This window comes from Streptosporangium sp. NPDC051022 (assembly GCF_040683035.1).
GTDB lineage: Bacteria > Actinomycetota > Actinomycetes > Streptosporangiales > Streptosporangiaceae > Streptosporangium.
Window position 1 is genome coordinate 101059 of sequence record NZ_JBFBCF010000024.1, and the last position, 14891, is coordinate 115949.

The 14891-nt window shown below is 71.8% G+C and carries 12 protein-coding genes; 9 read left to right on the top strand and 3 right to left on the bottom strand.

What is annotated here, in order from left to right; genetic code table 11:
- Positions 1-9: 9 nt before the first annotated feature.
- From AB0N02_RS32205 to AB0N02_RS32220, 4 genes are read left to right on the top strand one after another with little or no spacing between them, the layout of a single operon-like run.
- Positions 10-2457: a molybdopterin cofactor-binding domain-containing protein gene (locus tag AB0N02_RS32205; protein ID WP_363954086.1), complete on the top strand. Its 2448-nt coding sequence runs from the start codon at positions 10-12 to the stop codon at positions 2455-2457.
- On the top strand, positions 2454-3386 hold the full coding sequence (locus AB0N02_RS32210; protein WP_363954088.1) for an FAD binding domain-containing protein: 933 nt from the start codon (positions 2454-2456) through the stop codon (positions 3384-3386). Before AB0N02_RS32205 ends, AB0N02_RS32210 begins: the two co-directional genes overlap by 4 nt.
- Entirely contained in the window at positions 3383-3886 is a 504-nt protein-coding gene (locus tag AB0N02_RS32215) for a (2Fe-2S)-binding protein (protein ID WP_363954089.1), read from the top strand. Before AB0N02_RS32210 ends, AB0N02_RS32215 begins: the two co-directional genes overlap by 4 nt.
- Entirely contained in the window at positions 3883-4701 is an 819-nt protein-coding gene (locus AB0N02_RS32220) for an SRPBCC family protein (RefSeq protein ID WP_363954091.1), read from the top strand. Before AB0N02_RS32215 ends, AB0N02_RS32220 begins: the two co-directional genes overlap by 4 nt.
- Before the next feature lie 321 nt (positions 4702-5022).
- On the opposite strand, the gene AB0N02_RS32225 is transcribed toward AB0N02_RS32220, so the two are convergent.
- Both AB0N02_RS32225 and AB0N02_RS32230 read right to left on the bottom strand, forming a co-directional pair.
- Positions 5023-5499: a nuclear transport factor 2 family protein gene (locus AB0N02_RS32225; protein ID WP_363954093.1), complete on the bottom strand. Its 477-nt coding sequence runs from the start codon at positions 5497-5499 to the stop codon at positions 5023-5025.
- Between the two features lie 114 nt (positions 5500-5613).
- The gene (locus tag AB0N02_RS32230; RefSeq protein ID WP_363954095.1) at positions 5614-7047 is read right to left on the bottom strand and encodes a PLP-dependent aminotransferase family protein; all 1434 of its coding nucleotides are present in this window, start codon (positions 7045-7047) and stop codon (positions 5614-5616) included.
- A 173-nt stretch (positions 7048-7220) separates the two neighbouring features.
- Between AB0N02_RS32230 and AB0N02_RS32235 the strand changes: the two genes are divergently transcribed.
- Genes AB0N02_RS32235 through AB0N02_RS32245 form a run of 3 tightly spaced genes read left to right on the top strand, consistent with a single transcriptional unit; the run spans position 7221 to position 10977 of the window.
- Complete coding sequence (locus tag AB0N02_RS32235; RefSeq protein WP_363954097.1) at positions 7221-8258, top strand: LLM class flavin-dependent oxidoreductase; 1038 nt, start codon at positions 7221-7223, stop codon at positions 8256-8258.
- Positions 8255-9508 (top strand): CoA transferase, encoded by a 1254-nt coding sequence (locus AB0N02_RS32240; RefSeq protein WP_363954099.1) that lies wholly within the window; start codon positions 8255-8257, stop codon positions 9506-9508. Before AB0N02_RS32235 ends, AB0N02_RS32240 begins: the two co-directional genes overlap by 4 nt.
- Positions 9505-10977, top strand: coding sequence for a carboxyl transferase domain-containing protein (locus tag AB0N02_RS32245; RefSeq protein WP_363954101.1), 1473 nt, complete (start codon positions 9505-9507; stop codon positions 10975-10977). The genes AB0N02_RS32240 and AB0N02_RS32245 overlap by 4 nt, the downstream gene beginning before the upstream one ends.
- 477 nt (positions 10978-11454) lie before the next feature.
- Here the strand turns inward: AB0N02_RS32245 and AB0N02_RS32250 are convergent, their stop codons facing one another.
- A complete protein-coding gene (locus tag AB0N02_RS32250) occupies positions 11455-12663 on the bottom strand; it encodes a TetR/AcrR family transcriptional regulator (protein ID WP_363954103.1) in 1209 nt (402 codons plus the stop codon).
- A gap of 201 nt (positions 12664-12864) precedes the next feature.
- On the opposite strand from AB0N02_RS32250, the gene AB0N02_RS32255 reads away from it, so the two are divergent.
- The gene (locus AB0N02_RS32255; protein ID WP_363954105.1) at positions 12865-14004 is read left to right on the top strand and encodes an NAD(P)/FAD-dependent oxidoreductase; all 1140 of its coding nucleotides are present in this window, start codon (positions 12865-12867) and stop codon (positions 14002-14004) included.
- A 46-nt stretch (positions 14005-14050) separates the two neighbouring features.
- Positions 14051-14614: an NAD(P)H-dependent oxidoreductase gene (locus AB0N02_RS32260; RefSeq protein ID WP_363954107.1), complete on the top strand. Its 564-nt coding sequence runs from the start codon at positions 14051-14053 to the stop codon at positions 14612-14614.
- The last annotated feature ends 277 nt before the right edge of the window (positions 14615-14891 follow it).

Sequence of the window (14891 nt, forward strand, 5' to 3'; positions counted from 1 at the left end):
GGAGTCACCATGCGCAATTCGGACATGTCCGCGAAGACCGGAGACAACCACCCCCCGAACACCGTGTCAGCGTCCGGCGGGCACGGGCACGGGCACGTCGGCCGGAGTACGGTCCGCGCGGAGGACATCCTGCTGGTCAACGGCCGGGGCGGATATCTCGCGGACCTGCCGCACGAGGGGGCCTACGAGATCGCGTTCGTCCGCTCCAGTTTCGCCCACGCCAGGATCCTCGGAATCTCGGCGCGCGACGCCCTGAAAGTCCCCGGTGTGCTGTGCGTCGTCACCGGACAGGACCTCGCCGACCTCGCGCCGATGCCGGTGATCTGGAGGCAGGAGGGCCTGCGGATCCCCGCCTACCGCGCGCTGGCCCACGACACCGTGCACCACGTCGGCCAGCCGGTCGCCGCGGTCGTCGCGCGCACCAGGGAACTGGCCGAGGACGCCGCGGAGCTCGTGGACGTCGACTACGACGACCTGCGGATCGTGACCGACCCGGCCGCGGCCCTCGCACCGGACGCGCCGATCCTGCACCCCGAGTTCGGCGGCAACGAGGCCTACCGCCGCCGTACGGTCACCGGCGACGTGGACGCGTGCTTCGCCGAGGCCGACCTGGTCGTCGAGGAGACGCTGGAGGTGCAGCGGCAGACGGCCCTGCCGATGGAGGGCCGCGGGATCCTGGTCCGGCCCCGCGACGAACGCGGTGGGATCACCATCTCGGCGACCCTCCAGCATCCGCACCTGTTCCGCGACCACATCGCGGAGATGTTCGGTCTCGCGCCCGACACCGTCCGCGTCCACGTCCCGGACCTGGGCGGGGCCTTCGGCGCCTACTACGAGGTCTACCCGGAGGAGGTAACGGCGATCTGGGTGGCCCTGCGGTACGGGGTCGGGGTCCGCTGGCTGGAGGACCGGCAGGAGTCGTTCCTGAGCACGGTGCACGCACGGCAGCAGCGCCACCGCGTCTCCCTGGCCCTGCGCGGGGACGGGCGGATCCTCGCGCTGCGAGACGAGATCCTCACCGACATCGGCGCGTACGTCGACTACTCGGGCGTCGGACCCTCGTATCTCACCTCGCTGTTCATGACCGGCCCCTACGACATCCGGAACGTGGACGTCGGCCTGGTGTGCGCCTTCACCAACAAGGTCCGCTCCGGCGCCTACCGCGGGTTCGGGCAGCCCGAGGCCACGTTCGTGCTCGAACGCGTCATCGACATCGCCGCCGCCCGGCTGGGCATGGACCCGGTCGATCTCCGCGCGGCCAACCTCATCGGGCCGGAGCGGTTCCCCTACGTGCTGGCGACCGGTCCCACCATGGACAGCGCCGACCTTCCGAAGCTGCTGAGCACACTCGTGGAGGCGGTGGACTACCACGAGGTCCGTACCGGACAGGCGGCCCGCGCCGGACGGAAGGACGCCGGCGGAGCCGGCGGCGCGAAGCGGCTAGGCGTCGGGATCGCGCTCTACACCGAGTTCACCGGGTCGAGTCCCTCGGCCTCCCTGGGCAAACGTGGATACGACGCACCCGGCTGGGAGTGCGTGACGATCGAGGTACGGCGCGACGGCGGCATCCGGGCGCTGAGCGGGGTCTCCCACTTCGGCCAGGGGGCGCGGACCGCGCTGTCCCAGATCGCCGCGGACCGCCTGGGCGTCACACCCGCGGACGTGACCGTGGTCTCCGGGGACACGGAGCGGGTCCGCCACGGCAATCGAGGGTCGGTCGGCAGCCGCAGCGCGGTGATCGCGGGCCAGGCGATGAACAAGGCCGCCACCGAGCTGGCCGGGAGGATCCGGCTGGCGGCCGCTGACCTGCTGGAGGCCGATCCGGAGGACATCCGGCTCGCGGACCGTCGCGCCTTCGTCGCCGGCAGCCCCTCGCAGGCCATCTCCTTCGCCGACCTCAGCGCCGAGGTGTACAAGCGGCACCGGACGAACCTCGACGCCGATCCGGTACTGGAGGCCACAGCGTTCTACGACCCGGCCGACACGCCGTTCGGCAGCGGCGCGCACGCGGCGGTCGTCGAGGTCGACACCGAGACCGGGCGCGTCGACGTCCTCCGGTACGTGATCGTCCACGACTGCGGCACCGTCATCAACCCGGCGATCGTCGAGGGGCAGGTCCTGGGCGGCGCCGCGCAGGGAGTGGGCGGCGCTCTGCTGGAGGAGCTCGTCTACGAGGAGACCGGCCAGCTGCGAAGCGGAACGATGATGGACTACCTCATCCCCACGGCCAGTGAGATGCCGCCGGTCCGGATCCTGCACCGGTCCACCCCCTCACCCCTGAACCCGCTGGGGGTGAAGGGCGCGGGAGAGGCGGGGACCGTCGGACCGGGTGCGGCGCTCGCCAACGCGGTCTCCGACGCGCTGGGCGCGCAGGTGCGCGCGCTGCCGCTGTCCCCGCTCCGGGTCTGGGAGCTGGCGCACGCGGACGCCGCAGGGTCGGAGAGGTCCCGCCGATGAGAGCCCATGACTTCGACTACCGGCGGGTCACCGACCTCGAACACGCCCTGGATCTCCTGGCCGAGTTCGGCGGCGACGCGAAGGTCCTCGCCGGGGGACAGAGTCTGCTGCCGATCCTCACCATGCGGCTGGCCAGACCGGCGATCCTGATCGACATCGGCAGGCTCAAGGAGCTGAGGTACGTCGAGGCGACTCACGACGAGGTACGTCTTGGCGCGGGGGTGCGGCACTGGGACGTCGAGGCCGGTGCCCTCGGCGCCCCGGCCCGAGCACGGCTGCCCGTCCTGGGAGAGGGGGCCGCGCTCATCGGGCACCATCCGATTCGCACCCGCGGCACGGTCGGCGGGTCGCTGGCCCACGCGGACCCGGCCGCCGAATGGTGCCTGCTCGCCCGGCTGCTGGACGCGCGGATCACGGTACGGTCCCGGACGGAGCGGCGCGTACTACCGGCCGCCGACTTCCTCCGGGGGTTCTTCACCACCGCGCTGCGCCCCGACGAGATCGTGACCGAGGTCGGCTTCGGTTTCGTGCCCACCGTCGCCCGGATCATGGAGTTCAACCGTCGGCACGGCGACTTTCCGATCGTGTCCGTCGCGGTGGCCCTGCGGCGGGCGCCGGGCGGGGACCTCGACGCCCGGGTGGCGTTCGGCGCCGTCGGCGAGGTCCCCGTCCGCGTGCCCGAGGCCGAGGACCTGCTGCGCGAGGGCCTGTCCGACGCGGCGATCGAGGAGGCCGCGGCCGTGGCGTGCGAGCGGGTCGACCCTCCGGCCGACATTCACGCGTCCGCGGAGTACCGCCGCCGGCTCGTGGCCGTGCTGACCAGGCGGTCGCTGCTGGCCGTCCGTGACGAACTCCGTGAGAGCACCGCCCGTGACGAGCTCGGCGAGAAGGCCGTTCGTGACGAGCGCGGCGAGAAGGAGGAGACGTGAGCGAGGAGCATCTCATCCGGACCACGGTGAACGGTGAGGAGCGGGAACTGCTCGTGTCACCGCGCGAGACCCTGGCCGAGGTCCTGCGGGAACGGCTGCGGCTGACTGGGACGCACGTGTCCTGCCAGTCGGGGATCTGCGGGGTGTGCACGGTCGTCGTCGACGGGGACGCGGTCCGGGCCTGCCTGACGCTCGCCGTACAGGCGGACGGCTGTGAGGTCCGGACCGTCGAGTCGCTGGGATCTGTGGACGAACCGTCCGAGCTCCAGCGCGCCTTCATCGAGGAGCGGGCGCTCCAGTGCGGTTTCTGCACCCCGGGGTTCCTGATGCTGGCCTCGTGGTTCCTGCGGGTCAGGCCGCGGGCCACCGACGAGGAGCTGCTGGAGGCGATGTCGTCGAACCTCTGCCGGTGCACCGGCTACCGCGGAATCGTCAACGCAGTGCGCAAGGTCAGGGACACCGCCGCCGCACGAGCACAGACCCAGGAGGAGTCCTCGTGATCATCACGAAGCACATCGAGATCGCCAGACCCGCGCACGAGGCCTTCCGGCTGATGACGGCCCTGGACAAGGTCGCGCGGTGCCTGCCGGGGGCGACCGTGACGGGGGTCGAGGACGGCACCTACCACGGGCTGCTGTCCGCCAGGGTCGGGCCGATCACCATGACCTACACCGGTACGGCCAAGCTGGTCGAGGTCGACGAGGAGGCCCTGCGTCTCGTGCTCCGCGCGTCCGGGAAGGACCGCGGCGGCAAGGGAGGCGCGGACGCGACCTTCGACATCGCGGTGACTCCGTCGGGTCCCGACGCCTGCACGATGGCGGTGAGCGCCGACATCAGGCTGCGCGGCCTGGCGGCCCAGTTCGGCCGCGGTGCCCTGGACGGCATCATCGACGCCCTGATCGAGCAGTTCACCACCAACATCGCCCAACTGGAGGCCGCTCCGGTCGCGCGGACCACCGCCGGGGCCGGAGCCGGGACCGGCGCCGACGCGACCGGGGCGGCCGTGCCGAACCAGGGCGGAGTGACGTCCGGCGTTCAGGCCTTCCACGCCGGGCAGGACGTCCAGGGCCGGTCACAGTCCACGGCTGGTGGGCAGCTCGACGTCGTCGCGCTCGCGGCGGCCGCGATCCGTCCCCAGCTCCCCGGTCTGATCGCCGGTGCCGTCCTCGGGGGAGTGGGCGCCTGGCTGCTCGCCTCGCGCCGCTCCAGGTCCGCCGCCGGGGCGCGGCCGTACGGCGACGGCGCGGTTCCGGTCGAGGACCTGCTGCGTCTCGTACGGCTGCTGCAACACGGGCTGACGCCCCCTCCCGCCTGAGGGGGAGAACGAGACGGTGCCGCGGGCCTCGAAGGCCCGCGGCACCGTCGCTTTCTCGGGGGATGTGTCCTGGCCGTCGTGGGGCCCGGCGCTCGATCCTGTGACCGGAAACGCTCACCGGGCTGGGCGCCGCCCACCGGCGCCGATCCACCCCGCTTCACCGCCCGCCGTACCGGCGCCCGGAAGGTCACGGATACGGCGAGGGCGGGGCGGTCACGGCCGCGGTGAGGGTGGTCGCGGGCGTGGCGAGGGTGGGACGGTCGTGGTGGGTGGTCACGGCCGTGGTGAGGGTGGGGTGGTCGTGGCCGTCACCCGGTGGGTTCAGCGGTCGGCGAGGTCCGGCCGCTCACCCTCGCCCTGGACCGAGAAGTGGGCGTGGACGACCTTCCAGCCGTCGGCGGACCGTACGGCCACCTGGGTGGCGCGGTAGTACGGCGGGTTGTGCACCTCGCCGTCGCCGACCCACGCCTTGTCGCGGGAGACGTAGTCGGCGCTCAGGCAGGCCATGTCACCGCGGATGATGATGTGCAGCCTTCCGGGTGAATAGGGCCCCAGGAGCTTGAACTTCGGCCGGTAGAAGTTCCAGATGTTCTCCCAGTCCGCGAGGTTCTCGTAGGTGAACCCGTTGGTGTTGAAGCTGCGGTTGGTGGGCGTGTCGTCCCACGCCTGCGTCAGCGCCTCGTAGTCCAGGTGGTCGTTCGCCCGCAGGAAACGGTGGTGCAGCTCGACCAGGGCCTCGCGGGCCTCGTCGTCGCCGCCGTCGAACGTCACGGAGACGGTTTCGTCGGTTGTCGTCATCAGGATCTCCTGGTTGTGCGCTTGTTCGCCTGCTGAGGCGAACCTAGGCGTGGCCGACAGGGCGGTCCATGCCCAATGCTCCCTGATTGGCCTTCTGGTGACCGGCTCCGGTTCTCACGCCTTCCGCCACGCACGTGCCAGCCGCCCGAGGCCCTCGACGGTCTCGGCGGGTGAGCGGGTCAGCGAGACGCGCAGGTTCGGGCAGGGGGAGTCCTCCCAGGAGAAGATCGAGCCCGGGAGGACCTCGACCCCTTCCCGCATCGCCAGGTGCGCGAACGGCCGCGAGTCACCCCTCGGCATGGTCACCCACAGTGACTGCCCGCCGTCGGGCGCCCGGTAGCTCCAGTCGGGAAGCAACTCCTGGAGCGCCGACTCGGCGGCGGCCAGGTTCCGCGCGGTCGTCTCCCGGCGGGAGGCGGCGATGTCGGCCCAGCTCTCCAGGAGCCGTGCGGCCACGATCTGCGGCAGCAGGCTGCTCCCGCTGTCCCACACCGTCTTCTGACGGGCGATCTGCCGGACGATGCTCTCCGGCGCCCGTAGCCAGGCCAGCCGGAGCACCGGTGAGAGCAGTTTCGACAGCGACCCCACGGTGATGACCGGTCCGGTCGGCGCGTAGTGCGCGACCGTCAACGGCGCGTTGCCGGGCCGCAGCCCCAGCTCGCGCAGCGTGGCGTTCTCGATGATCGGGGTGCGGGTCTCCTCGGCGAGCCGGGCGGCCTCGTGGACGCGCTCCCGGGCGACCTCGACGCCGGTGGGGTTGTGGTAGCCCGAGGTCATCCAGATGGCGCGCAGGTTCGAGGTCTGCGCCAGGCGGGATATCTCACCCAGGACGGCACCGCGGTCGTCCACCGGCAGCGGGATGACCACGCCGCCGAGCATGCGGAGGATGTCGAGGATGCAGTTCCACGTCGGGGACTCCACGGCCACCGGGTGCCCGGTCGGGGCGTACACCGACAGGATGATCTGGGCCGCCTGCTGCACACCCGTGGTGATCACCACCTGGTTGAGCGTGGTGGGGACGCCGCGCTGGGAGAGGAACGTCGCCACCGCGCTGCGCAGTTCGGGGATCCCCAGCGGGTGGTAGCCGCCCAGCTCGCCGTACACGGCGAGGTCCTCGGGGAGCAGCGACGCCAGGACGTCGTGGACGTGGTGGGCGTCCTTGTAGGCCGCGGTGGCGAGGTCGATGACGCCGGGAGCGGGCTGTACGGCGGCGTTGAGCACCCGGGTGATGGCGTACGACGTCGCGCCGACCGGTGAGTTCAGCGCCTTCCTGGAGTCCTCGACCGGGCGGGTCACCCAGGTGCCGGCTCCCTGACGGCGTTCGAGCCAGCCCAGTTCCTGCAACTTGGCGTAGGCGCTGATGATCGTGGTCCTGCTCACCGCCAGCGCCTTGGCGAAGTCGCGTTCGGGCGGAAGCCGGGTGCCCACGACGATGTCGCCGCTCTCGATGAGCCGGATGATGCCGAGGGCCAGCTGGTCGTAGAGGGGGCCGGTGCCCGACGCCCAGAGCCCGAGCAGCCCCGCCACGTCCGTCATGTCGTTCGTCATGTCGCTCCCCGCTGTTTTGATGAGGGTACGTCGCGGGGGCCGGTGTGCGGGTTCGGGGTCGGGGCGAGGTCACGCACCGGATACCAATCCGGCGGATCTGGCCCTTGGGATCCACCGCCCGCGGCTGAAAGCCTGGTCGGGCACGTCGGCGAATCTTGGAGGTGCATAGCCCGATGGCGCTGCGGATCAGTGCGGTCGTGCCGGCTCAGCTCTCGATGTCGGAGAGTCTTGAAGCGGCCAAGACGTTCGAGGGCGCCGGTCTCCACCGCGTCTGGATCACCGAGAACCTCTTCACCCGCGGCGCCTTCGCGCTGGCCGGTGCGGTCGCGGCCCAGACCTCGCGGATTCGGATCGGCATCGGGACCGTGAGCCCCTACCTGCGGCATCCGGCGATTCTCGCCATGGAGGCGCTGACGGTCCAGGAGTTGTCCGGCGGCCGGTTCGGCCTCGGTCTCGGACCGGGCGCGCTCGCCCGGCTGGCGTCGGTCGGCCAGGATGTCCGTTCTCCCCTGGGGGACACCCGGGAGGCCTTCGCCCTGCTGAGGAGCCTGCTCGACGGACAGGGGCCGAGCTCGGCGGAGGGCCGGTTCACCGCACGCGGCGTGGCCCTCGAACCGCCCGACACCGCCCGCCACGTTACGCCTCTCTACGCCGCGGCGAGCGGGCCCAAGATGCTGCGGCTGGCCGGCGCGGTCGCCGACGGGCTGCTGCTCTCGCTGCTGGCGCCGCGACCGTTGATCGCCGAGGCGGTCGAGGCGGCTCGCGCCGGAGCGGCGGAGGCGGGGCGCGACCCGGACGCCCTTGAGGTGATCGCGTACGTACCGGTCAGCGGCAGCCGGAGCGAGCCCGAGGCGGCGCGCGCCAGGGCGTGTGACTTCCTGGCCGAGAACGTCGCCCGTTTCGTCGGCAACAGCACGATAGAGGCGATGCTGCAGCGCAGCGACAAGATGAGCGCCGACGACATGCACCGCATCGCCGAGGCGAAGCGGAACGGCGAGCCGCTCGGCGAGGACGTCATCAACGACGACCTGCTGCGCGAGTTCGTCGTCGCGGGCGACCCCGAGGAGTGCGCGGCGGCCGTCGCCGAGTGGGCCGCGCTCGGCATCACCGAGATCGCGCTGGCTCACTGCGGCGGCGCGGCCGAAGTGCCGGCGAGCGCGGAGATCGCCGGTCATCTCGCCCGCGTCACCGGTTCGGAGGAACCCGCGTGATCCCGCACCGGGACGACGGCACGCGCGCGCCGGTGACCGGCGGGCCGCTCTCGGGGATCGTGGTCGCAGACCTGACCAGGGCGCTCGCCGGCCCGCACGCCGCCATGATGCTCGGAGACCTGGGCGCCACCGTCATCAAGGTGGAGAGCCCGGACACCGGCGACGACACCCGAGGCTGGGGCCCGCCCTTCGTGGCGGGGGAGTCGACGTACTTCCTGTCCGCCAACCGCAACAAGCGGTCGATGACGCTCGACCTCAAGTCCGACGACGGCAGACGCACCCTGGAAGCGCTCGTCCGCAGGGCGGACGTGCTTCTGGAGAACTTCCGCGTCGGCGTGCTCGACCGGCTCGGTTTCCCCGCCGAGCGCCTGGCCGAACTCAACCCCCGGCTCGTCGTGCTCAGCATCAGCGGCTTCGGCCACGACGGCCCCGAGGGCGCGCGGCCGGGCTACGACCAGATCGCCCAGGGCGAGGCCGGGCTGATGTCGCTGACCGGAGCCGGCCCGGACGACCCGCAACGCGTCGGCGTCCCCATCGCCGACCTCCTCGCCGGCATACACGGCGCGTACGGCGTGCTCGCCGCGCTGCTGGAACGAGAGCGCACGGGACGCGGGCAGATCGTGCGCACCTCCCTGCTGGCGGGGATCGTGGGAGTGCACGCCTTCCAGGGCACCAAGTGGACGGTGGCGGGCCAGGTGGGGCGGGCCCAGGGCAACCATCACCCGTCGATCTGCCCGTACGGACTGTTCCGGACGCGGGACGGGGCCGTGCAGATGGCGATCGGCAGCGAGGGGCTGTGGGGACGCTTCTGCTCCGCCTTCGGCATCGACCCGGTCACCGACGGCATGGCCGTGAACTCCGACCGGGTCGCCAACCGGGAGAAGGTCATCGCGCTCGTGGAGGGCGTCTTCGCCGGTCACGACAGCGAGCCTCTGCTGGCGTCGCTCGCCGAGGCGGGGATACCGGCGGGCAGGGTACGCGACCTCCGCGAGGTCTACGAGTGGGAACAGACCCGCAGCCAGGGCCTGCTGCTCGACGTCCACCACGAGACCCTGGGAGACGTCACGCTGCCGGGGCCGCCCCTGCGGTTCTTCGACTTCGGCGGTACCGAGACCACCTTCACCGGGCACACCGCGCCGCCCGTGCTGGGCGCCGACTCCGAGGCGGTCCGCGCCTGGCTCGCCGCGGCCTCCGGGAACACCGCAGCCCTTGAGAACGTCGTGGCTCCCGAGAATCCGGCGGCCTCATGACCGTGAGACCGAACGCCCGGGACCTGCTGCGGACGGTACTCGACGAGAACACCTTCGTCTCATGGGACGCGCCGCCCGTGGACGTGCGCCCGGACCCCGGTTACGCCGAGGCCCTGGCCAGGGCACGGGAGCGAACCGGATCCGACGAGTCCGTGATCACCGGGGCGGGGCTCCTGCGCGGGCGCCGGGTGGCCGTGGTCGCCGGCGAGTTCGGCTTCCTAGGGGGATCCATCGGCGTGGCCGCCGCGGAGCGGCTGGTGGCGGCGGTCGAAAGGGCCACCGACGAGCGGCTGCCGTTGCTCGTCGCGCCCGCTTCGGGCGGTACCCGCATGCAGGAGGGCACGCCCGCCTTCCTGCAGATGCTGAAGATCACGCAGGCCGTCGTGGCCCACAGGTCCGCGAGGCTGCCCTATCTCGTCTACCTTCGCCATCCCACCACGGGAGGGGTGCTCGCCTCCTGGGGTTCGCTGGGACACCTCACCCTCGCCGAACCCGGAGCGCTCATCGGCTTCCTCGGGCCACGCGTGTACGAGGCCCTGCACGGCACCGCCTTCCCCGGAGACGTGCAGACCGCCGAGAACCTCCACACGCACGGCCTCGTCGACATGGTGGTCGCCCCCGAATCGCTGGCCGAGGTCGTAGCCCGCACCCTCACCCTGCTCACCCCCACCCCCACCGGCACCGAGCCCCGGCCACCCGCCGAACCACCGGACATCCGCGATGCCCCCGCGTGGCCGGCGGTGCTCGCCACCAGGACCCCCACGCGTCCCGGCGCGCGGGACTTACTACGCGTCGCCGCGACGGACACGGTCCCGCTCGGCGACCCGGATTCCGGGCTCGTCCTGGCGCTCGCCCGTTTCGGCAGGACGCCGTGCGTGTTCCTGGGCCAGGAGAGGACCGGGCCGCCGATCGGCCCTGCCGCACTCCGCCGGGCCCGCAGAGGCATGCGCCTGGCCGCCGACCTGCGGCTGCCCCTGGTCACCGTGGTCGACACGGCGGGGGCCGAACTGTCCAGGGCGGCGGAGGAGGGAGGACTGGCCCGCGAGATCGCCCAGTGCCTGGCCGAACTCATCACCCTGCCGTCGCCGACGGTGTCCCTGCTGATGGGCCAGGGCACGGGCGGCGCCGCGCTGGCCGTCATCCCCGCCGACCGAGTCCTGGCCGCCCAGCACGGCTGGCTGGCGCCACTGCCCCTCGAAGGCGCGAGCGCCATCATGTACCGCACCGCCGACCGGGCCGCCGACCTCGCCGACACCCAGCGAATCCGGGCCGGGGACCTGGCCGAGGCCGGTCTGGTGGACGCCGTCATCGCCGAACACGGCGGTCCTGAGGCTTTCTGCCGGAGAGCGGCTGAGGTTCTGAGACACGAACTCGTACGGCTCAGCGCGATGGATCCGGCTGTCCGCTTGGAGGAGCGGCGGCACCGCTATCGCACGATCGGGTCCCGTCACGTCTTCGTGAGCGGGTAAGAACACATCGAACGTCCCTGTGGTGGGTGGTTCGGTTGTTTCCAGGTTCGCGCTGCGGGGGGTGGGTGTTCCGGTCGGCCGTCGTTGGTTTCGGTCTGGTGGGGTCAGGCCTTCGGCCTGGCGGGCGCGAGGGTTTCCGTCCTTTTATACGCCGACCGGACCACCCACCCCCCTCCGCGCACTACCCGCCCCGCCGTACGGCCTGGCCGCCGTAGTCGCTCTCTTTCCCGCCGCTCAGCGTTCTGGAGGAGGCTGAAGCAATCAGGGAGGGTCCGGTTCAGAGCCGGTCGTCGTAGCTGAAGCCTCACTTTCGAAAGGAGCGCAGGGCTGAGGTGAAAAGCCGCCCCCCTAAGAAGGGCCTTCCCACCCGTGGCTTGCCCGCGTCCTCGTCGGCACCTGCGGCCAGCGGCTCTGCACCGCCCAGCCGGGCGGCCCCAGCATCGTGCTCGGGCGGGCTGCCAGCACCGCGGCGGGCGGTTACTTGGTGAGGCAGGCGGGCCAGCCGAGTTCGAGGAGAGCGGTGACGACGTCCAGGGTGTGGCGGGCGTCGGCGTTGATGGAGTTGGCCAGGTCGGGGATCTGCAGGACGTAGTGAGCCAGGAGCCGGGCGGCGAGGTCGTCGGCCGGAAGCGCGGCCTGGTGGGTGATGGCCGCGGCGAGCGGCTCCTGGGCCACGGTCCAGGAGCGCAGGATGTAGTCGCGCAGCTCCGGGGTGGCCTGGATGAGGTCGAGCGCGCGTCGCTGGGCGGGGGCGGGGTCGGGGTCGAACGGGCCGCGCCCGGCCATGTGGTCGTGAAGTGCCTCCAGGACGCTCTGGCCGGGTGAGCGGAGGTGGACGGTGTCGACCAGGATGGCGATGTTCCTGCCGCGGTCACCGGGGAAGACCAGGCTGGCCTTGCCGTCGGGGAAGTAGGCGAACAGGGTCGCGATCGAGGTGCCGGCCGCGTCGGCGATCTCGCGGACGCCGACGTTGTCGTAGCCGCGCGCGGTGAACAGCTCCAGTGCGGCGCCGGTGATGGCCTGCCGGGTGGCGGCCTTCTTGCGTTCGCGTAGTCCCGGCGAGCGGGACGCTGACGCGGCCTGCGGTGGGTGGTGCGGCGGGATCTGCCGTTCGGGTGCGGGCCAGCCGTGGGCGAGCAGGGTGAAGGCGGTGTCGATCTCGGCGCGTGGCTCGTCGCGGTGCCAGGGCTGGGCGCGGTCCAGGACGAACCGGGCCACCGCGCGGGCGGCGACGTCGGCGCCGGGGGCCTGCGGACCGGCCTGGCGGATCGCCTTGGCCAGCTCTTCCTCGTGCCGCAGCCACATGCGGCGGGCGTAGTCGCCCAGCGCCGGGGTGCGGGCGACGAGGTCGAGGAACGCGGCGGCCTCCTGGTCGGCGGTCGCCCCGCAGGCGTGGGCCAGCAGTCGGCTTCGCAGAGCCTCCAGGACCGATGTGCCCTCCGCGCGGTCGCGAACCGCGGAGACCAGATCGGCCAGGACGTCGTCTTCTTCGTCGAAGACGAGGGATTCCTTGGTCGGGAAGTGCTTGAACAGCCCGCTCATCGACACGTCCGCGGCTTCGGCCACATCCTTGACGGTGACCTGGTCGAAGCCGTGCTCCAGGAACAGCTCCAGCGCGGCGTCGGCGATCGCCTGCCTGGTGCGGGCCTTCTTGCGTTCCCTGCGTCCTGTGGTGGCCTCCGTCATGTCGGCAGTCTACGGCATTGACCAAAACAACTCCCCGAGTAGAGTTGTTATAGTTTTTGAGCGACAGCACGAATGTGCTTGTTCTTGCTTTTTGATCGGGGGGGTGACCGGCCATGGCCGACACCTAGGCCCTGACCGGCCTCCTGCAAGCCTCGCCCCTGCGACCTGCACACTCCGCACTCTCACCAGGGAGGCACCACCGTGACCACCCCGCACCACCCCATCGCGATCATCGGCGCCGGGCTCAGCGGCCTGACCCTGGCACGCGTCCTGCACACCCACGGCATCCCGACGACCGTGTTCGACCTGGAGAGCGGCCGGCACGTCCGCACCCAGGGCGGCATGCTCGACATTCACCACGACTCCGGGCAGATCGCGCTGCGCGCCGCCGGTCTGTACGAGCCGTTCCGCACGATCACCCACCCGGGCGGACAGGCGCTACGCCTGTTGCGCCGTGACGCGAGTGTCGCCCTGCAACAGGAGGACGACGGCACCGGCGACCGCCCCGAGGTCGATCGCGGCCGGTTGCGCGACCTGCTCCTGGACGCCCTTCTCGACGGCACGATCCGCTGGGGCGCCAAGGCCACCGGCGCCCGCCCTCTGGGCGAGGGCCGCCACGAGGTGAGCTTCACCGACGGCAGCACCATCACCACCGACCTGCTCGTCGGCGCCGACGGCGCCTGGTCCCGCGTCCGGCCGCTGCTGTCACCCGCCACCCCCGTCTACACCGGCATCTCCTTCGTCGAACTCGACCTGCTCGATGCCGACGTCCGCCACCCGGACAGCGCCGTCCTCGTCGGCGGCGGCTTCCTCATCGCCCTGGACGGTGAGCGTGGCCTCCTCGCCCACCGCGAGGACGACGGCAGCCTGCACGTCTACACCGCCCTGCGGGCCGACGAGGGCTGGCTGGACGGCATCGACTTCACCGCCCCGACCGCCAAGGCCACGCTGCTGGCGCACTTCACCGGCTGGGACGGCGCCTTCCACACCCTGATCGCCGACGCCGACGGCCCGCTGGTGCCACGCCACATCCACGCCCTGCCCACCGGCCACCGGTGGGAACGCGTGCCCGGCGTCACACTGCTGGGCGACGCCGCGCACCTGATGTCCCCGTTCGCCGGAGAGGGCGCCAACCTCGCCATGCTCGACGGCGCCGAACTCGGCCAGGCCGTCGCCGACCACCCCGGCGACATCGAGAGCGCACTGGCGGCGTACGAGAAGGCGCTCTTCCCGCGCAGCGAGGCCTCGGCCGGCGAGTCGGCCGCCTCACTGGAGCTGATGTTCGGCCCCGATCCGATCACCCGCCTGGCCGGCCGGTTCGCCTCCCGCCCACAGACCTGACCATCGACCGGCTACCCCGTCCCGCCCATCAGAAAGGACCATCCCCGTGATCACCATCGCCGTCGTTCTGGTCAGCACCCGTCCCGGCCGCCGCGGTGCGGCCGTCGCCGACTGGGTGATGAAACACGCCGCCGAGCGTGACGACGCCCGCTTCGAACTGGTCGATCTCGCCGAGTTCGACCTGCCCGACCTGGACGAGCCGCTGCCGCCCGCCAGCGGCCGCTACACCCACGACCACACCCGCTCATGGGCCCGGACCGTCGCCGGCTACGACGGATTCCTGTTCGTCACCCCCGAGTACAACCACTCCGCCCCCGGCAAGCTCAAGAACGCCCTCGACCGCGTCCACGCCGAATGGCACAACAAGGCGGCCGGCTTCGTCTCCTACGGCTTCGACGGCGGCGTGCGCGCCGTCGAGACGCTGCGTCCCGTGCTGGGCGCCCTGCAGATCGCCGACATCTCCGCCCAGGTCGCCCTCAGCATGCACCACGACTTCACCGACTTCACCGACTTCACCCCCGGTGAGCACCGGACGGCCACACTGACCACCACCCTCGACCAGCTCATCGCCTGGTCCACCGTCCTGGCCCCGCTGCGCACCCCCGCCTGAACCGTTCTTCCTTCGCCCCGGGGGCTCCGGCTTCCGAAGGGCGGCAGAACCCGATCCCGACCTCGACCAGGACTGACGCGGCCGACGCCGTCAGCGTGACCCGTCGGCGACGCTGAGGCCGAGTGCCGGCGCCCGTGCCGCTCCAATCAGACAAAGACCCGGGTAGTCCAAGATCGACGTGATCACGTTCTGCCGGGAGTACTCCATGCCCCCGTCCGGTGGACGGAAGAGGTTTCGACAGGGCCGCTTTCCCCAAAAGCTTCGCCGACCTGGGGCG

Coding starts and splice junctions, on each gene's coding strand:
- AB0N02_RS32230 (WP_363954095.1), bottom strand. CDS start 7,047: ATGACGAACGACATGACGGACGTGGCGGGGCTGCTCGGGCTCTGGGCG.
- AB0N02_RS32205 (WP_363954086.1), top strand. CDS start 10: ATGCGCAATTCGGACATGTCCGCGAAGACCGGAGACAACCACCCCCCG.
- AB0N02_RS32235 (WP_363954097.1), top strand. CDS start 7,221: ATGGCGCTGCGGATCAGTGCGGTCGTGCCGGCTCAGCTCTCGATGTCG.
- AB0N02_RS32225 (WP_363954093.1), bottom strand. CDS start 5,499: ATGACGACAACCGACGAAACCGTCTCCGTGACGTTCGACGGCGGCGAC.
- AB0N02_RS32210 (WP_363954088.1), top strand. CDS start 2,454: ATGAGAGCCCATGACTTCGACTACCGGCGGGTCACCGACCTCGAACAC.
- AB0N02_RS32245 (WP_363954101.1), top strand. CDS start 9,505: ATGACCGTGAGACCGAACGCCCGGGACCTGCTGCGGACGGTACTCGAC.
- AB0N02_RS32250 (WP_363954103.1), bottom strand. CDS start 12,663: ATGACGGAGGCCACCACAGGACGCAGGGAACGCAAGAAGGCCCGCACC.